Source organism: Oceanobacillus alkalisoli, from assembly GCF_021556485.1.
Taxonomy (GTDB): Bacteria; Bacillota; Bacilli; order Bacillales; family Amphibacillaceae; genus Oceanobacillus; species Oceanobacillus alkalisoli.
On sequence record NZ_JAKGBW010000006.1, the window covers coordinates 87,892 to 106,933 of the forward strand.

11 protein-coding genes and 1 pseudogene are annotated in these 19,042 nt (G+C 33.9%); all 12 read right to left on the reverse strand.

Annotated elements, in window-relative coordinates; all coding sequences use genetic code 11:
* Positions 1–288: 288 nt before the first annotated feature.
* A complete protein-coding gene (locus LZD48_RS07960; RefSeq protein ID WP_235762195.1) occupies positions 289–6,012 on the reverse strand; it encodes a P-loop domain-containing protein in 5,724 nt (1,907 codons plus the stop codon).
* 591 nt (positions 6,013–6,603) lie between these two features.
* On the reverse strand, positions 6,604–7,515 hold the full coding sequence (locus LZD48_RS07965; protein WP_235762196.1) for a conjugal transfer protein: 912 nt from the start codon (positions 7,513–7,515) through the stop codon (positions 6,604–6,606).
* 15 nt (positions 7,516–7,530) lie between these two features.
* The gene (locus LZD48_RS07970; RefSeq protein ID WP_235762299.1) at positions 7,531–8,547 is read right to left on the reverse strand and encodes a bifunctional lytic transglycosylase/C40 family peptidase; all 1,017 of its coding nucleotides are present in this window, start codon (positions 8,545–8,547) and stop codon (positions 7,531–7,533) included.
* Between the two features lie 5 nt (positions 8,548–8,552).
* Positions 8,553–10,685, reverse strand: a complete 2,133-nt coding sequence (locus tag LZD48_RS07975; RefSeq protein WP_235762197.1) for a CD3337/EF1877 family mobilome membrane protein — start codon at positions 10,683–10,685, stop codon at positions 8,553–8,555.
* Positions 10,666–13,119 carry a conjugal transfer ATPase TcpF gene (gene tcpF, locus LZD48_RS07980; protein WP_235762198.1) on the reverse strand — a complete coding sequence of 818 codons (2,454 nt, stop codon included), beginning with the start codon at positions 13,117–13,119 and terminating at the stop codon, positions 10,666–10,668. Before tcpF ends, LZD48_RS07975 begins: the two co-directional genes overlap by 20 nt.
* Positions 13,103–13,495, reverse strand: coding sequence for a conjugal transfer protein (locus LZD48_RS07985; protein ID WP_235762199.1), 393 nt, complete (start codon positions 13,493–13,495; stop codon positions 13,103–13,105). The genes tcpF and LZD48_RS07985 overlap by 17 nt, the downstream gene beginning before the upstream one ends.
* Positions 13,496–13,560: 65 nt before the next feature.
* Positions 13,561–14,061: an antirestriction protein ArdA gene (locus tag LZD48_RS07990; protein ID WP_235762200.1), complete on the reverse strand. Its 501-nt coding sequence runs from the start codon at positions 14,059–14,061 to the stop codon at positions 13,561–13,563.
* A 78-nt stretch (positions 14,062–14,139) separates the two neighbouring features.
* On the reverse strand, positions 14,140–14,733 hold the full coding sequence (locus LZD48_RS07995; RefSeq protein ID WP_235762201.1) for a hypothetical protein: 594 nt from the start codon (positions 14,731–14,733) through the stop codon (positions 14,140–14,142).
* A 33-nt stretch (positions 14,734–14,766) separates the two neighbouring features.
* Positions 14,767–14,988 (reverse strand): hypothetical protein, encoded by a 222-nt coding sequence (locus LZD48_RS08000; protein WP_235762202.1) that lies wholly within the window; start codon positions 14,986–14,988, stop codon positions 14,767–14,769.
* A gap of 128 nt (positions 14,989–15,116) precedes the next feature.
* Positions 15,117–16,316, reverse strand: coding sequence for a MobT family relaxase (mobT, locus tag LZD48_RS08005; RefSeq protein WP_235762300.1), 1,200 nt, complete (start codon positions 16,314–16,316; stop codon positions 15,117–15,119).
* 210 nt (positions 16,317–16,526) lie between these two features.
* A pseudogene (locus LZD48_RS08010) lies at positions 16,527–16,694 on the reverse strand (ATP-binding protein); the annotation flags it as partial.
* Between the two features lie 83 nt (positions 16,695–16,777).
* Positions 16,778–18,586, reverse strand: coding sequence for a reverse transcriptase domain-containing protein (locus LZD48_RS08015; RefSeq protein ID WP_235762203.1), 1,809 nt, complete (start codon positions 18,584–18,586; stop codon positions 16,778–16,780).
* Between the last annotated feature and the right edge of the window lie 456 nt (positions 18,587–19,042).

Below are 19,042 nucleotides of genomic sequence, written 5' to 3' on the forward strand. Positions count from 1 at the left end.
CAAAACTGATTGCATCTATTGTAGTCAACTGGTATTGAAATATTTTTAGTATATTTTTGATTTACAACTTCACTGTGTTATCTTTCGTAAATTCTTTCTGAAAAACAACTACATAATAAGCTAATAGAACGCCTTACTCTAATTTTTCAATCAAACTTCGAAAATTAAGACATCTTTCACAAGCTAAGAATATAAACAATCAAGTGGATTTTCAGAAATACCCCAATAAGTATTTCTTTGCTCATCTCAGAGATTATGCATAGAAATACTTATCATGTAGTACTCAACTTAAAGATTACCAATCTCATTAGCTTCCACTAATAAAATTCCTAATTCTTTTTGCAGTTCTTCTACATCAGCTTTCTTCATGATCCACCTTTGCATCGTTGGCTGCCTAAATGTCGCCATATCCATATAAAATTCTTCACCTTTTCCATATGATAATTCAAAACGAATTTCATACTTTTTCCCTAACCATTCTTGAATCGAAACAAACAGATTGGATGGCGACATTTTGTAATACTCATTAACAAAATAACAATAACCATATGTTAAGTTAAATAATGTACAATTTTCGTTTGAATCTGATTCAGTAACAGCTAAATTTCTTAGAAATTGTCTTCCTCCAAACATTTTCCCAATTTCTTCGTCAGAATTATAATATGGACTAACTATTTTCTTTGAAAAAGCCATAATTTTACTTTCTTTTGATGGATAGAAAGAAATTGTACCAGCCACTAATACTTCATTCTCTGGAATATTTGCATTTAATATTTTATTTCCGCTTTGAATAATTAATTGCTCCTCCAACTGGTTATTACAGAAATTATCAAGTTCCTCATAGTAAGCTGGATTAAATAAAATAATATCTGGTTCATCAATAGGTAAACATAGCTGACACAGTGTACTGATGGAAGTATTTAAATGCTCAAATTTATTATTTAAAAATCTTTGAACGATAAAATCTTCCTTATCAGAACCCATAAACTTTAATATTCGGTCTTCCCTTAAATCAATTTCCTTTATCTTTAAATACTCCCTCTCAAGTGATAGATAGGATTCCAAATATGCACTTACCAATTCCATACCTAATAATTTTTCATTTCTCTGAATTAAAAATGGAATTTCAATAGATTCTGATTTAGGCTGTGTTAAAATTTTCTCGACAGATTTTCTGTTTAGAGGATTTTCAAGTTTGTTCATATCTTGATTTTTATAAGCTAAAACCAAAGAACTTTGAAGACGCAAATTCAATAATTTACTATCGTTTATACAATAATTTAAAAAGGGCTCTGCTACAGTAATATCCTGTTTTTCCCTAGCCAATTTCTCTAATAAAAGTAGAATAAAATACTTTTGTTTAACTGACCCTTGGGAAGGTAGTCTTACAAAATCAAATCGATGAATTAAATTTTTCATAAAATAATACATTCCATTAAGAGAATTCATAGTTCTTTCGATATTCTCGGTTGAAAATAATAACCATAACAACTGTTCAAATATATCTAACCAACAAATTTTTTCTTTTTTTATAGATGGCAAAGTCACTTTCCTAAAATTACTATTATGCCATGAAGACAACATAGAAATTTGCTGTTCAAAAAAAGGGATCAATTTATTTGGATAGTAGGCTTTTATCATATAAAGTACATAGTTATTCACATCATCGGTAAAGCTACTTAACCAATATGAAGGTTCCCTCGACACAAGTGTGCTATCAATTATATCAGCATACATTTCCTTTATTTGATGGGGGGACAGTAAAGGGATTAAACTCTCTGCTGCAACATTTGCATTATCTGATTCCCAACTGTAATGATTTTCTCTATTAATAAAGAATGAAAAAAGTGCATCTCTATAACTAGTAAAATCTTTTGTTCTATAGTTACCTATTCTACTTGCAATAATTTCAAATCTTTCCCATGCATGAGATTTATATTCCAACTGTTCTACGTCATTTAAAAATTCACTTACTAGTTTATCAATTGGTAATTCATAATATTTAAGAACACCTTTTGGAGGATCATCTTTAGTATATAAATTTTCAATATATACCTTTTTCAATACATCCGTTCTTTCCTTTAAAAATCTCTCATTATCATTCGATAACTTCTCTATAATTTGATTACTAAATTCAATTTTTCGGGCATTATCATTATTAGATATTTTGCTGGATGTTGCTTCTATTAAACACCACAAACCAAGTAAATCTTCTTCTTCAAAGTCTAAAGTTTTCCAATTCTCTTTGAAAAAATAAATAATGTGATTTATTTTTGTAATGAGTTTTTTCTCGAAAAAATCATTATTTAATAATCTATAAAATTCTTGAGAACCCGATAATATTGCTGATTCAAAAAATAGATCCTCGATAGAGGACGCAAGTAAATTATCTCCCTTCTCACTAGCTAACAAAGACAAATTATATAAATCCAAGCCCTTACTGCTCCAATATGATAAATCATCTTCAACAACACGTTTGAAAACTTCATACGGATAGTGAAGTACGCCATCTTTATGTTCGATAAAACCAAGCAAATTTTCGTATAATCTTTTTCTTGCTTTGTCGACCATCCCTTTATTGACCTCATATTTCAACATAAGTTCAGAAAAAAGATTATATGTTGAAATACTATCTTGAAGAGATGAGTTCCAGGCTCTTCCTTTCACTCCTAACCAATACTCGAACCAGTTTTCTAATTCATTATAATACCCTCGTGTGGCTAAATATTCCCATGTTAATGTCACTGAATAGTTAGAACGATAATCATAGCCTTTTGTTCTATTCAAAAGATAACTTGTAAGTTTTGACTCCAACACCCCATCATTTGAATTCTCAATAAGATAAAATATAAACTTACTTAGTTGATTAGCTACTCCATAAATTCCATTTAAAAAAGGGGTCATACATTCATCAAACAAATAATCTAGATATATTCTAAAATCAGAGAAAGCGATATATTTTTTTGTCTCGAAAATATTTCCGAGTTCAAAAGATATCCTGATTAATCTTTTTAAATAAGGTCGTCCCCGATCATCACCATATTTTAAATAGTATTCATGGATACCCTCATTAATTTGTAACTCTTTAGATCCAAAATCCCCAAGATACCCCAAAATAAAAGAGTAGGCGGAGTACATATTAAGTTTATTATTATAATGATAGTCTTGATTACTAAGAGCTTTAAAACCTTTCAATTTAACATCATTATAAATTGGATCTGTACTTTTTTTTCTCACTATAAGTGTGTTTAAAAAAAGGATTTTTATATCTAACGAATTATACGACCAATCCTTATTCTTTTTAATTTTCGAAAGCACATATGACAGTTTAAGCCATTCCTGATTCTGAAACAATTTATCTAAAAGATCTTCAAGCTGATTAATGCTTAGTTTACGTATGTTTTTATTAAAAAATCTAGCAAATTGAAGTATTGTGGTGTTAGTATTATTCGCTAATCCTTCTAATTGTCCATATATAATTAGACTTTTAATTTGGTTTTTTATTTCAATAGAGTCAATATAGATATTGCTATTCAGGATCTTAGATAAGTAGCCAATTTGAGTTAAGGTATCAGAAGTACCTCGTGATAGCCCTTGATCTTGATGCCATAATTCATTAACGCTAACATGAGTAATTACTGATTGAAAATCTCCGAACCACCTATCAAAAAGTGCCTTTGCTCTGTAAGATTGGTTATCATTCACAAGAGTATTAATATCATCCACTACAATTTTTATATCCTTGATTTTAACTGAATTTAGGTTGATTCTTTCATATTCGGAATACAGTAAATTCGGTATTTTTATTGTTGGCTTTAGGTCTTCATAATAATCCATAATCCTTATATATTGGTTTAGGTATATAGCAGTTAAAGAAATGTTCTGTATTTTTTCAAAATCATAATCTATCTTACTTTGTTGAACTACTTCTTTAAATTGATATAGTAAACCATCTATTTCTTGCCCAAGTGTTATAGCTTCATTAACATAATCCATTGAAAATACATCAAGTTTTTCGGAAGACCTATTCGCCAAATCTAGTAACCGGAAAATATCTCGATGTTTTATTTCTATTTTCTTAGAGAAATTGAGGTAATAAGTCGCTATCTTTCCCGCAACATATGTAATAATATTTGAGTTTTTCCGAAGTTTATTCTTTAAATATACCCTAATATCATTATGATAAAGTGCGTATTTACCTTCATTTTCTATCACTAGTGGTGAATAAAAGTTTAATATTTGTTGCCATTCCACTTTACTTATTTCATTACTTTTAAAAATCTCTAAAATATCATCAATTGAAACTTTTTCAATTGTAATAGAAAAAAGAGTTGCTAATAAATCTTTAATTTGGTAACCATTTTTAAATACTTTTTCATCAAGAGAATTCCAAATAGAATCGTAGTATTCGATTATGTTAGAGCTTAAATTCTTTTCATTCAAATAAGTAAATAGTGCTGTACTTTCTTTAATATTCTTTGATTCGTATGCGGCAAATGTTGCCGAAAGTGTGTTACCTTTCGAAATCTCATATATAATTTTCGCTGCAGAATTAAAATCATCTATATTAGGATTTATTTTTCTCAAAAGAACTTTTATATCGTCTAAAGTTATTCCTGTTAGCTCGACTTTGTCTAAACTTTCAGAAGCTGAATTCAGCCAAATTGGATAATCTTCATAATCCTCCGCTGGTTGACCACAAAGAATAAAAAATATATTATCAGGTACTATTTCAGGACTAATTAATGATCTTAAAAAAGTTTCTTTTGAACCAGATCTTGCGGCATGGTCAATACCATCAATTACAATTACTGTATTTTTGTTATGGATTTTCCCAAACTCTGATGCCAAACGCAGAACTGTCTCTCTAAGTTCCTCTTTTGACAGAAACTGATTTCTAATAGGTACTTTATACTTATACAATTTACCCCGAAAAAGTTCGCGTAGTTGATTTAATAACGAACCCCACATCATTTCTTCTGTAATAGACTTATCAAAATCCAAATTAACATATTTGTATTCTGGAGTTACTGGGATATAAGCATGGTACCGTAAATCTACAATTGTATCAGGCTTATTAGCCAAAAAATTAACTAAGCTCGTTTTCCCAATTCCTGGTTTACCGTACAAAAATAGCATTTTCTGTGACTTATTTTTAGAGCGCTCTTCAATATATGAAATCAAATTTTTTCTACTCTCAAAAAAAGGACTTGGTGGTAATAAAAGATGCTGTGGATACCGTTCTTCTTTTATAGCTAAACTAGAGTACACTTCTTCTACAGTAATTTTTTCCTTTTCCCTAGTTGAAGATGCCCATTTTTTCAAAGAATAAAAGAGTGACTTATATAACTCTAAACCGGTCTCTTGGCTAACTGAAAAAATATTTATGATTTTTTCCAATATCTTTTTATCTAGTTCTAGAGTATTAGGGTGTTCTATCTCTATTTTGAATTTCTGAATAAATTCAACTGTTTCATTTTCATCCTCGAATACATCGATTTCCTCAAGCCAAGCTTCAAGTACATTAGCCCATTCCTTATTCGGAAGACGCTCCCTAAGGGTATTTATCGACTGGATTGAACTGCTAGTTTGTTGGAACCAAGTAAAGAATTCTTTAAATGAAGGAACCCCTATTTTTACATCCCCTCTACTTATAGAAGTAGCACTTGTAACAGGTTCTCTATTGGTAAGCAAAGTGGCATAGCAATCTTTATCGCTTTCGCTTTTTTCTTTCATCCAGCTTTTAGCAATTTTCATAAGGAGGGAATCAGATTTTTTGTCCCTGGTTAGTAAAAAAGAAAATCCTATTTTTTCATCAACCCTCGTATGTTTCACTTGTATATATTCAATTTTTTCACAATATTCACAGACCACATCATCTAGCGTATCAATACTAGCTTGAAGAGTAACCGACTTTATCTCTTCTTCGGGTATAAGCATTGAAGTGATTTTGTCTAATCCAACAGTCCATTCATAAAAATATGGATCTCCAATTCCTGAACTTATATTCATATATATTTCTCCTTGTTTTTATTTAGTTAAACAGGGTTAGCAAGTAATTAAACGTAATAAGAATTGGTTTAATAGTAATTTTGGCTCCATGCTCGAATCCATTACTGCTATTTTCAGCTTTGCAATTTTAATTCCTTTTGCATAAAAGAAAAAGCCCTTCTGCATATCCAACCTTTTGTTCGTCTGAAATAATATTTTACTTCTTTAGATTTCCCTTGTTTTGTATCTCTAGATGTGAAACCAAAATATATTTATAAGATATGTTGATTTTTCACATGAACAATTCGTAAGATTTTTATTATTGTACTTTTACACAGGTATTTACAGTGATTTGTTGTGTAAAAGTACAATTAAACTACAATGACTTTATCTGTACCTTATGAATGCAAAATTATCCATTTACGAAAATACTATCTTAAAGGATTATTTTTATCAAACTTTTTTCAAAGTAACAAATAAAGTAGGGCTACCTTAAAAAGGGTTACCCTACTAATCAAACGTTATTATGTCTAGGACATAATATTTGAGACAGTCTGCAATAGTATAAAACTTACTTCTCGTCAAAACACTGTATCGATAAAACTGATATATTTATTCTACAATCATCCAATTTGTATCCTTTTCTAACGTGAGTATATATTGTGAAAACTGTACAGATTTCGTTACTTCGTCAATATATTTAACAGCAACCCATACTTTTATTTGATGATCTACTGTCTGAAATACTGGATTACTAAGTTCTGAAAATGTATAATCCTTTCCGATTACTGGTAATGCATTGTTTTTCACGTAATAAGCAAGCTCTTTCTCTGTCGCAGTCGGGTAAAACATAAAGAATGTCTCCAAAAACTCTGTCACTTCTTGCGCTGTATCAGAGTTGACTGTGCCATTACTCTCAGGTTGTTGTGGTTCATAATCTGATTTATTCGGTATACTCCATAAAGTAGGATTTTGTGTAATAACTAAATTTCCTACTTTATCCTGATGAAGCAAAATCCGATATGTGGAGCGAACCTTATCGCTATTCTTATCTTCTGCAATTTTTTGCTCTACTGAATAAACTACCGAATAGGTATCATCTTTCTCTTGTGACACCGACCAAATATCAATATCACTCACACTCGAACTGGTGGGAATATCTAATCGTATGGTCTCACTATTTAAAGCTTGTAATTCCTCTGTTAGATAATGGCTTAACTTTTCCTCACGTTGTTCAATCGATTCTTTATTATTTTGCCACGTATAGTAATTCTTCACGAAGCTTTTCGTAAAGCTTTCAATTGCACTAGTGTCCACAAGTTTTGTTTCAATTACTTCTTTTTCATGAACTGTATGTTGATCAATAGCTGTAAAGTTCTTATATATCCCAAAGACAAGGCTACTGATTAATACAATCCACAAAACAGTCACTGATTTCTTACGCGTTCCAACACTTTTTACTTTTGTTTTCGATGACTTTGTTTCCACTGTTTGTTTTTTAATTTTTCTAAAAACGTTTTTCATCTATTCCAACCCTTTCTATTGTTTAATGCGCCCTGCTCCAATTAAATGTTTTTGCCAATAAGCAGTCGTTAAATCTGCATAGCCAATCGGATCACCTGCGTTATACATTTGATTGTCTCCAAGATAAATACCGACATGGGTAACATACGTTCCAGCATTATACGTTGAATGGAAAAACACTAAATCACCGGGCTTTGCTTCAGATAAAGGAATATGTTCGGTGACGTCATATTGTTGTTGTGCTGTTCTTGGTAAATTAATTCCAGCCTTTTGATAACTCCACTGCGTCAGTCCACTACAATCAAAAGAAGTGTTCGGGTTATCTCCACCAAATACATAAGGATAGCCTTCATACTTCAACGCTTCATCCATCACTAGTTGTACAATGTCACCATCAAATTGCGGAACATGAAAATACTGGTTGACTAGATCGACATAAAACATATTGCCATAAAGATAACGCCAACCCCCGTTCTTTTTTACCGCAATTGGGTTGGTATAAGTCGTTTTACTTCCACCTGAATGTTCTTTCGCAAAACTTTGTGCTAAGTCAAAACTATATTTTTTTCCTCTTTGTGCGACATAATCAATGAAACCACCGCCATAGTTATACGCTTGTATGACCGTATTTCCATCTACCCCTTTAGATTCTGCTGATTGAATTAAATCCGCAAAATATTTTACTCCTTGCTCTATAGATGCTTCTTCCGAATCTAAAGTATTAGGTGGTAATCCCATTGACTCACTCGATTGCATCACATCGATTAACCTTCCACCACTTTCCACCTCCATAATTGCGAGTAATGTTGACACATATTCACTAACGCCATATTCTTTTGCATATTTCTCTACCATTGGTCGGTGCTTTAATACATCTGCTGACACAGAAACACTTCCCCCGCCATCAATACCCGAATAATTTTCTCCTGATGAATCATCTTCATTAGAAATAAAGAGTGCCACAAAAACCAACAATCCAAAAAAGAGTAGAAAGCCTACTCCATACGTTATGAGCATTATTTTTAATCTTATGACCTTCATTGACGTTCCCTCCTATTTGGAGGTATAGAACGTTTCTGAAGCTGTCTCTTCATCATTACTTTGATTGGTTTATCTGGATGCTTCATCACTTTTTGTTTACGTTCCACTTCTGGCCGTTCTTTATAAACTGATATTTTTCTATTCAACTTCGACCGTTTGAATTGGTCCTGCATCCCATGGGTTAAATATTCTTGTGCACTTGGTGATGTTTTTGGTTGTTGTATGAATGTGCCCACAATCGGTTCTCTTTGGGTAACTGGTCGTGTATGAGTAAACTGATTACGAGAAGATGCACGCTTTTTATCCAATGCTCGTCGTTTATCTGCAATTGTTTGTCGATATTTCACTGTGCGTTCTATTGCTGCTTTTTCTCTTTGTTCTTTCGCTCGCACAACACCTTCTTTAAAATCATGAACAGGCTTTTTCAATTGTTCTTTTCCTTGCATCACTGCATATTTAGTACTTGTTGGTAAATCAACCAATTGTTCTTTTCGGTGTTTGATATTTGCACGAACTTGGCTTTTTGCACCAAGTACTTTCCCAGTTACTTGACCAAATTTCTGACTTAAGGAAGTTAGATTCGCCTGTTCATACATCTTTTCCTGATTCTTTTTTGGTGAAGATGTGAGTCGTTGTAATGGGCGAAGTGACGATGAACTCCCTTTTGTTTTTTTAGACTGACCAACTAATGCGCCAGCCGTCGCCCCTGCTGTTGCACCTGCAAGTGTACGAGTAATATTACGTTGTAAGCGGCGACCACCACGATTAAACATGCGATAAGGTCGACGCATCACTTTACGGCCAACATTTTGTGAATCATTACTTTGTAAGCTGAACATACTCATGATGTCACCAAGTTTCATGTAAATGCCCGCAAACGTGACAATCTGCAAAAAGGCAATTAAGAAAAAAGGATAACTCGTTGTTAAACTGTAAAGCATGGATGAAATACTGAATGCAACTGTAATAATTAACGTGATACCCGCACGAAGCATAATCACATTAAATAACTTCATAATCGCTTGTTTCCCCATGTTTTCAAAAGTTGGAATCATGGATAATAGAAAACTAATCGGTAAAAACATCGCATAAATAATAAATAGAATTTGCGAGAAAATCATAATGCCCGATAATAGGAACACAAAAATGGAAATCCCAATGTTAAATAGAAATAAAAAGAAGACCATGCCTAAACGTGTTGTGGTCTTCGTAATCGTTAAATTTTTATTGTCATGATCTTCAATTTCTGCTTTAACCGCATCTTCACGATCTTTTCCGTTATTGGCATCTGGACTAATCGAAACCAATGTGTCTACGCGATCTTCACCAATTGTTTCTTTGTCTGAATCATCAAATTGTAACAACATCCATGGCTGTTCTACTTGAATAGAAAAGAGATTATTTCGTATCATATCCACACCATCTTTTCCTTGACTAGTAGAGCTTGGCATTAAGATTTTTGTTCCTAAGTCTAAACTTGCTTGACTAATATCAGCAGAAAAATCATTAATTTTTGTAATGTATGTTGGTGCGTAAGCGATAAAAGAAGCTGATAACAGAAACACGACTAAAAAATTCATAATCGCTCGAATCGCTTTTGTTGTTTCTCGTTTCATTAGACCTGTATAAGCCACGTAGATCCCAATGACTAAAATAAACAGAAGCAAAAAACCGACATAAAATCCTGAACTACTGAAACCACTTGCCGTAATCCCCGCTAATGTTTGCATATTCTTCCCAATCGCATCTGCTGTTTGGGAAATGAAATCAAGAGAGTAAGCTTGTTGGATTAAGTAGCCTGTGGCATTTGACAAATACAAACTGATAATCCAAATGAAATTGGTAATTGTGTAAAGTCCATACATGACCTGTTTACCAATCCCATCATTCCAATTCCACGGCAGCCAATCCCAACCTGTATCAACATAAAAATCCAGTTGGTAATGATCTAATGGATAAATAGAATACAAGTTATCTTCCGATACCGTATCATCGACTAATCCAGCTGCATGTGCAAAAGTGCCAAGTGATAGAAGACATAGAAAAACGGCAGCACCAATTAGTACTACCGTTAAGATCACTTTTTTCAATTGTCGCTTCTTCACATGATCACCTCGTCTCTTTCTCATTTGTAGGTGGCCGAGTATCAAAAGCATCAAATAAATCTTCAAAAACAGGATGGACTTGAATAATCCCAACACATCCATATAAATCTTGGATCAAACATTGGCCGTTTTCTAGCTCCCGAAGTCGCCTTTGATTGCCTTCATCTTCCTTGTCTACTCCAAAAAACTCCAATGTTTTTTTAATTTCATTAATATCCCTAGAACGAAAGGCAAACTTCACACCAATATTATTTTTTAACTTCTCATCGGTTAAATCATCTGCGTTTTGCGTCACAAAATATACACCAGCATTCATCGCACGTCCTGCACGAACCAATTTATTTGAGAGTGTTTTCCCTTGTGCAACTTGCAGGAACGACCAAGCTTCATCCAAATCAACAATTTTAAATATGCTTCGATCAGAATGGATAAAGTCTAATGCAAAGGTAGAAATCACAATCAGCATCGCGACACTTAGTAGTTCCATCGTCGTATATTCCTCAAAACTCGTTTCCGCATCAGGTAATACTAAATCAGCCACTTGAATAATGTTTAACTGTTTCTCTAAACTAATCGAATTTTTTACCGTTCCATCCGAAAACAGAAGGTGAGCGAAGTCATAATCCGTAAAACTTTCAATATGATCTGCAATGGGACGTGCTAATGGATTCGGATCACTTCTAAGTTCCTGGATGACAAGAAGTAACCCTCGTTCCTCTTGTTGACTGACCGCACGAATCGCTCGACGTAACACAGGAAACTTTTCACCATCACGACTAGAGATACCCGTAAGAAAGGTAAGAATATCAATCGCAAGACTTTCCGAATCCTTTTTCTTTTTCATAATGACATAAGGATCAAGTAACCCCTTATTCTTGTCATCACTTGTTAAATTCACCACGTTAATTTCATGTGCCATTTCTGGCAATGTTTCTTTCCAATTACCTCGTTCTGCTTTTGGATCAACGATCAGTGCTTGTCCGCCAAATAGCACGGCATAATAAACGAGCAAATTATTTGAGAATGATTTTCCACCACCAAGTGAACCTAGAAATGCGGAGGCAAGCGCATTCGTAACAGAACCTTTCACCCCTTGACTTGCTAAACTCGGATTCAAATAGACATTACGGCCTGTATCTAAGTTATATCCAATATAGATACCTTCCGTTTCACCAAGCATTTGTGTAGCACCAAATCCAAGCCCCGCTAAAAAGTCGGATGTAACGTACTGAATATAATCATTCATATACCGTTTACTAGCGGGAATAAACTCACTGTGTAAACCAATCATATCTCCAAATGGGCGAACAAGTTTCACGTTTAAATCGTCATAAAAATCTTTCACCTCATTACATCGCTGTTTGAGTTCGTCTAAATTAGAGGCAGAAACTCGAATGACAAAACTTAACTTGTACATCGACTCCTTACTTTGATCGAGTACATCTTCTAGTTCATTCACTTGTTCCAACGCTTCTAGCACATTACTTCCTGTTTCATTGTTGGATTCCCAAGCATGATTATCTAAATCTTTCAGTTCTTTTTTCTTATTCCGCACAGTCGATAATGCTTTTTTATTCGTCACAATTTCCACATTCATGGATGTATCAATGGGGAAAGTGAATTGTTGTTGTTGATAATAAAAGATTTCATCTGATGGAAACTCCAAATCACCAACAATCGAATTGATGGTAAAATAAGCAACATATGTTGTTTGTTCTTCTTGTTCAATTTTTAAATAACGCTGATTTTCTTCAATAAGACAACGTGTGGGTTTGATGATGTCATAACGCTTCACTAAAGTTTCATGCTTTATTTTTTTCAGGCGAAGCACGTAGTCATATTCCTCATAAGCAGTATCTGATTGACCATGAAGATGTTCAATTAAATAACCAAAATCATTTTTATCTAAAGGACGTATTTTGAAACGTCTTGAAATTTTGTTTTGCAGTAAAGACTCCATTTTAGAGAAGCGTCTCATTTCATCATGAGGCATGGAAACAAAATCCCCCATTAAATGATGGTTCACATCACGAACAAAGGAAGATAGTAAATTTTTAATCGATTTTCCCATGGATTTCATACTAACTTCTTCTTCATTCAAGAGCAGTTTAAAACCAATAAAAAAACGATAGTCTACTTGATGTTCCCCAATCATCGAAACAAGCGCTTCGGTTTGATCATCAATTCGTGCATAAGCAACGTCTTTTAATCGACCAGTAACTAATTCTTTACTTCGCTCTTGAACAGAACGAATACTACTAGCGGTACTAATTTGTAGGGCATGAATTTTTCCGTCTTGATTTTGTGCAATCAATTGGCGAAAATGATCGTGTACTTGTATTTTTTCGTCTGGTGATAAAAAGGAATAATTATAGGGAAGTAATTCATAATATGCAAAGCACTCCCCATCATGGTTAAAGACAAGATTATTTTCCATATATTTAATCGGATAACGCATGGGCTTCACTCCTCACAGCTGTAATACTTTCATTCACTTTCACTCGTTGTAACTTGATTGGTTTCCCTGCATAAGTCACTTTGGAACGAAAAAAGTAAGTAATGACGGATTTCAGAAAGCTATATGGCTTTTTGCCATCAAATGTTTTTTGACTCATAAACCATGTTAAGCCAACGGGAATTCCCACATATTTTAATAACGCCCCATTAATCAATGAGAGTGGTGGAAGATTACCTAGTAACATGACAAACAGAAGCGAAAGGACAAACCACGACATTTGATTAAATGTGACTGGGAAGGGCAAACGAAAATCATTAATCGCATAAATCACTTTTTCAACCGACCAAATACGTGTATAACTTTTTAACTTTTTCATAGGTTCTCCTTTCAAAATGAAAACAGCCTGCATGCACAGACTGTTTCATAATTTTTAATATTTACTTATCCAAGATATTCAAATACACCATGTGATGTAACGAGGAAATTACCGTTTATTTCTAAATCTCTTCCAAGTGCTTGGTAATCGATATAATTCTGTAAATTAGTTGGTACTTCACCAAGCACGCCTGTTTCTTCTACATAATAACGAGCGACATCTTCCATATCTTCACAATCTTCATAACAAATAATATCTTCTTGATGTTCCAGCAATTCTTCCAAACTATCAAACCAGTATCCTTGAATTTCGGATAGCTCATTATAGATTGGTGATCCTTCTAATTCTTCTACCATCGAACATAATCGGTTAATTTCAGAAATTGGGGTGTATTCGCCAACATCAAATGGTAATTCGTAATCATGTATGGCGTATTCTTCATATTCACTATTTAAGCCAATTCGTTCTTTCACATCTTCTATATCAATCGGTGGTGTAAACCAATCCCCAACCAATTCTCCCTCGTTATATTTTCCGAGATTGGCAATATAAACTTGCATGTCCATTGATTTTTCACACCCTTTCAATTAAATTAGACATAAAAAAAGCCTTCTTTTAAAAAGAAGGTTGCCTTGCTCAAACTATTATAAATTAATATTATGTTCACTTAAAATCAATGTTAATTCACGTCTTTCTTCTGGCTTCGCTGTTCTAACTAGGGTTAGATTGTTGTTTTGTACTTTTCGAAGTACTTCAATGGATATATCCGCCCTATGACTCAAATTGATAAGTGTATTTTCTGGCATTCTTATCCTTCTAACTGTCTTCCAAAAAGGTAAATCAATATTACCCTTTTTAAATTTAAGTGTATTAGTAAATATTTTGTCTTTTGAATAATAATTAATATGAGGATTATCCTGCAAAATATGAGTTTCCATATTTCTATAAAAATCATCTAACTTCCCATCTTGTAAAATTTTGCTTAATATCTCAAATGGCATTTTTGGTAAATATTCTTTATTCAACCCTTTATTAAGAATATTTAGTGGTGTAAAATAAAACACTTTATCCGCTACCAATATCAAACTCAATGACATACTTTTCTTATCAAAATAATCAAAATAAAGGTTCACATTCACCCCATTGTAAACATAATGGAATTTTAAACAATGCTCAGGCTTCTTATTAGATATTCCTTGATAAATTCTTATTAATTTCTCTTTCGCTAGATTGTCCATATAAACCCTCCCTAACTTACTATAATGGTAACATTAAATACCAATAATTCTATTAAACAGATTCAACAATACATCCTTCACTCCACTTGCATTAAAGACTAATCCCACTGCGATTAACGCAACAATTAGAAATCCAATCAGTTTAGAAAACTCACGCTTAAATCCTAAGTAAATGCCGATTACTACAATCGCCATTAACACTAAAGACTGCGCATTACTTAAAAACCAGTTATACAAATTCTGCCCAAAGTTCATCTTACATTTCTCCTTTCACCTTCTAATATTTTGTCACTTGCCGCATGCATTCGATAAACCATAAAACGAAGCCGCCCATGATAGTAATGAAAATGTATTTTAATAGTTTCACGGAAACCTCCGATCTATCATTTAATAACATCTTCTGTTTCAAGTGCCTGTTGCATCAATATTTGTTGATGACGTTTGGTTAATTTCGCTTGATCTAACATATCTTTAATCACGGTTGTTTGATTGATTTCATCCAGTTTAGTTGCCAGTTTCCAAGTAGGAGCCACTTGTCGAGCCAACCATCTAAGTGTTTTATCGAATGTGTAAGGTTCAGGTTTTGTTGTTAAATAAATTTTTCTGTTTTCACCTAAATCTAAAAAACGTTGCCACTCCGCATTCATTGGCCAACTACTTCGTCGTTTTTTCTCATCTTTATCGACAAATCGAATATATCGATTAATAATAGAAAAAGCTGTTCGTCCCGCATCCTCATACGTCATTAAATCAACAACCGCATGGTACGCACGATCATTTTTTAATCGAATTTCAAAACGATTTTTAATGTCTGTATCTTCAAGTGATGCTCCGTGTTTCACGTATTGTTCATAATCCTTTTCATACACACAAAAATACACATCACTTTTCAACGAACCAATATACAGTGTATTTCCCATATCTCGTTTTTCTTCCCCATGAACCAATTCGCCAGAACGATAACTTTTAAAGCTACGAAAAACGGAGATACATTCTTCATTTCGACATTTGTTCGTCAAAAATGGAATATCCAATTTGCCTGTCTTATCATTTATCGCTAGGTCAACTCGTTTAAATACTCCACTTACTCGAAATACATCCATGAAAAAATCAAACCATGTACGCTGTTGGGTTAATAAAAAGTTTTCAAATTGACGGCAACCCTTGCCTTTGAGTTCTAGCAGACAACCTTTATCTTCATCGGGCGAAACCATGACAACAATGTCGCCAAAAACATATTGTTCCATGTAAGAATAAAACGCATAATCTTCATGGATCATATACTCCATTTTCAACCGTAAAATTTCTTCGATAACAGGCTTTGGGTTCGTTGTTAAAAAACGTATTCGCACATAATCAAATAAAATTTCCAAAGGTGCTTCTGGATTAAATTGTTCTAAAATATCGAACATCGCATGTTGTAACGTTTGAGTCGGTGTAATTTTTCCTGTTTCAATCTCACTAATATACTGTCTTGAAATTCCTACATGTACCGCTAATTTATTTTGCGACACGCCGTATGCCAATCGTTTTTCTTTTAATTGTTGATACCAAGGTACTTCATTCATGTGCATTCCTCCCAACACAAAAAAGATGTCAACTAAAGGATAAAAGTTGACATCTTCGTAATATGCCCTAAACCCTTGATGCACAAGGGTCTTTAGACTTTTGAAGCAGTTTCTATTGTTTTTCTACCCCCCTGTTAGAAACGGGGGGTAAAGCGTGGCTGTCGCCACGCAGGCTTTGCCCAGCACAGCAGCTTTCGCTTCGCACGCCGCCGCACTGGGCAGCCTTTATGGAGCTAGTTTCTCTATCTCATTTAAAAAGTCATGATCCTTAGGCACAAGTGGTGTGTAAAATTCGGTAATGACGTTATCTCCTTTATCGACATAGCCACGTCCTTTGATCTGTTTTAAGAAAAATTGTTTTTGGACGTCGCTGTAGGGTAAGCACCCAGCGCCTTGCCATATTACTATGGTAGGTTTCCAAATACTCCCCTCCAAACCGTACGTACACCTCTCGATGTATACGGCTTTCCACTTATTCAATCTAATTGTCCTTTGTGCAACTTCACATGACATTCATGGCATAATACTAAAGTTTTTCTACGCCGTGCAATCATATTTTTCTCCCACTTAGCCTTACCTTTTAAATCTTTTAATTTCTTGATGTGGTGAACTTCCATACTTCCTTGTTTCGTTCCACACCATTCACATTGATTGGCTAATAGTCTCTGTGTCAATTCTGTTCTTCCTCTGTAAATATTGACTTCTGGAAGATTGTCTACTTGACGGGAAATCTCGATTGACTTTTTGCGTGAAAAAACTTCATTGTACAGTACTCTCGATTGTGTTCCTGCTTTCGTTTCATATTGAACTGTAAACACACCATTCCTCTTATATTTCTTTAAAATTTTGCTAATAGAGGATTTGTATTTGTTCGCAAAAGTCTTGTACATACTATATTTCATTACATAAATAAACTTATTGAAAACATTCGTATTATAGGAGAGAGCATAATAATTATATAATCCTCGAATCTCCGCATTATAAATACTTAGTATCTCTAAATCGCTAAGATATAACAATTCAGGTCTATGCATTGGTTGCCATGTACCGTCTTTTTTGATTCGCAATGCACCTAGTGACTTTAATTTATCGACCCAAGCGTTTTTGGGCGTATAGAGCCTACAATTATAAGAGTAGTATCGCTTTTTAACTCCTTTTGAGTCTTTACGAAGTGTTTGATCTCTTGAAATTGTAATGTTATATCCTAGAAATTTGGCGAACTTATTGGTGTGTGTAATTAATGTCTTTTCTCTTGATAGTTCAATTTTTAATTCTTTCCGCAGGAACTGTTCTAAGTCATTTTTGACTGTTTGTGCGTCTTCTTTAGAACCAACGATTCCAATAATGAAGTCATCACAGTATCTTACATATTTCAATCGTTTATATTTAGGGTCCATCGGTTCTGAATAGGGGAGAGAAGTGAGTTGCTTACTCATTTCTTTGAGTTTTAATGTAATGTGTTTTCTCTCATCCGATTGAAGTTCTAGCGTTTTCATTTTCCTTCTCCACCAGTACATTCTGCCCTCAAGTCTTTTATATTCTAGACTTTTTTTCTTTACCTTTCCGATATTAAATTTAGATTTATATTTCTCTATATACGTATCTAATTCATGGAGGTAAATGTTAGAAAGTACAGGAGAAATGATACCGCCTTGAGGTGTTCCACTATACGTTTTGTGAAACTTCCAGTCTTCTACGTAACCCGCTTTAAGAAATTTCCATATTAAACGAATGAACTTATCGTCATCGATTTTCTTCTCCAACAACCGAATCATTATTTGATGGTCTATATTATCGAAGAAACCACGGATATCTCCTTCAATAAACCATCTACTACTCGTGAATGTTGTAGATATTTCTGTAAGTGCTGTATGACAACTGCGGTTCGGTCTAAAGCCATGTGAAGTAGTTTGAAAATTCGGCTCATAGATTGCTTCCAATAGTAAGCGAATCACTTCTTGTACTAGTTTGTCATTGAAAGATGGAATTCCTAACGGGCGTTGCTTTCCATTTTTCTTTGGAATATAGACCCTTCGAGCAGGGTGAGGTTGGTATTTTTCATTTTTTAATTGCTGAATCAATTTATCAACCCGTTCCATGCTGAATCCATCTATTGTTTCTGAATTGACACCCTCCGTTAAATTTCCACTATTAGGCGCTAACTTGCTGTACGCCATTAAATAGAATTTCGGGTTGTACAAGTTTCGGTAGAGTCTTTCAAACTTGTAATCTTCTTTCTTTGCACATTTCATTAGATTGTCCAAAATAATTTCAGGACTTCTCATGAAACCTCACGCTCCTTCCTTTGTCATTTTAAACAGAATAAGCTGATTCCCTTCGCCCTGTACTAGGCTTTCCCCAGCTCTGACTACTATGGAATCTCCGTTACCTTATCAGATATTCAGTGCCATCTTTCTTGATTTTACTCTTGAAATTTATCCCTGTTTTACAGGATTGCACATAGCTTGTTTCAAGCGTTCTGACTTAGGCAATCCCCGTTTAGTACATGTAATGACTGACTTTGTAAAATGTCGGATGTGTGTTTCATCTGTATGCCACTTATACCGTGGTCGAAGAAATGGAGATACGTATAGAATCGACTTTGGCTCTACCGATTCTATCCATTTCGATATAACGTATATATCTATCGTTCCGTTATAGGGATGATTGCCCCCGACAGACTACCATTCAAGCAGTATAGCTTTCATCCTCGTTTTCACAGTTTTAACTTGCCGATTCAG

Excerpts from the sequence above, each read along its gene's own strand:
- LZD48_RS07990 (WP_235762200.1), bottom strand. The coding sequence starts at position 14,061 with ATGGACATGCAAGTTTATATTGCCAATCTCGGAAAATATAACGAGGGA.
- tcpF (WP_235762198.1), bottom strand. The coding sequence starts at position 13,119 with ATGCGTTATCCGATTAAATATATGGAAAATAATCTTGTCTTTAACCAT.
- LZD48_RS07975 (WP_235762197.1), bottom strand. The coding sequence starts at position 10,685 with ATGAGAAAGAGACGAGGTGATCATGTGAAGAAGCGACAATTGAAAAAA.
- LZD48_RS08000 (WP_235762202.1), bottom strand. The coding sequence starts at position 14,988 with ATGAACTTTGGGCAGAATTTGTATAACTGGTTTTTAAGTAATGCGCAG.
- LZD48_RS07985 (WP_235762199.1), bottom strand. The coding sequence starts at position 13,495 with ATGAAAAAGTTAAAAAGTTATACACGTATTTGGTCGGTTGAAAAAGTG.
- LZD48_RS07960 (WP_235762195.1), bottom strand. The coding sequence starts at position 6,012 with ATGAATATAAGTTCAGGAATTGGAGATCCATATTTTTATGAATGGACT.
- LZD48_RS07995 (WP_235762201.1), bottom strand. The coding sequence starts at position 14,733 with ATGGACAATCTAGCGAAAGAGAAATTAATAAGAATTTATCAAGGAATA.
- LZD48_RS08015 (WP_235762203.1), bottom strand. The coding sequence starts at position 18,586 with ATGAGAAGTCCTGAAATTATTTTGGACAATCTAATGAAATGTGCAAAG.
- LZD48_RS07965 (WP_235762196.1), bottom strand. The coding sequence starts at position 7,515 with ATGAAAAACGTTTTTAGAAAAATTAAAAAACAAACAGTGGAAACAAAG.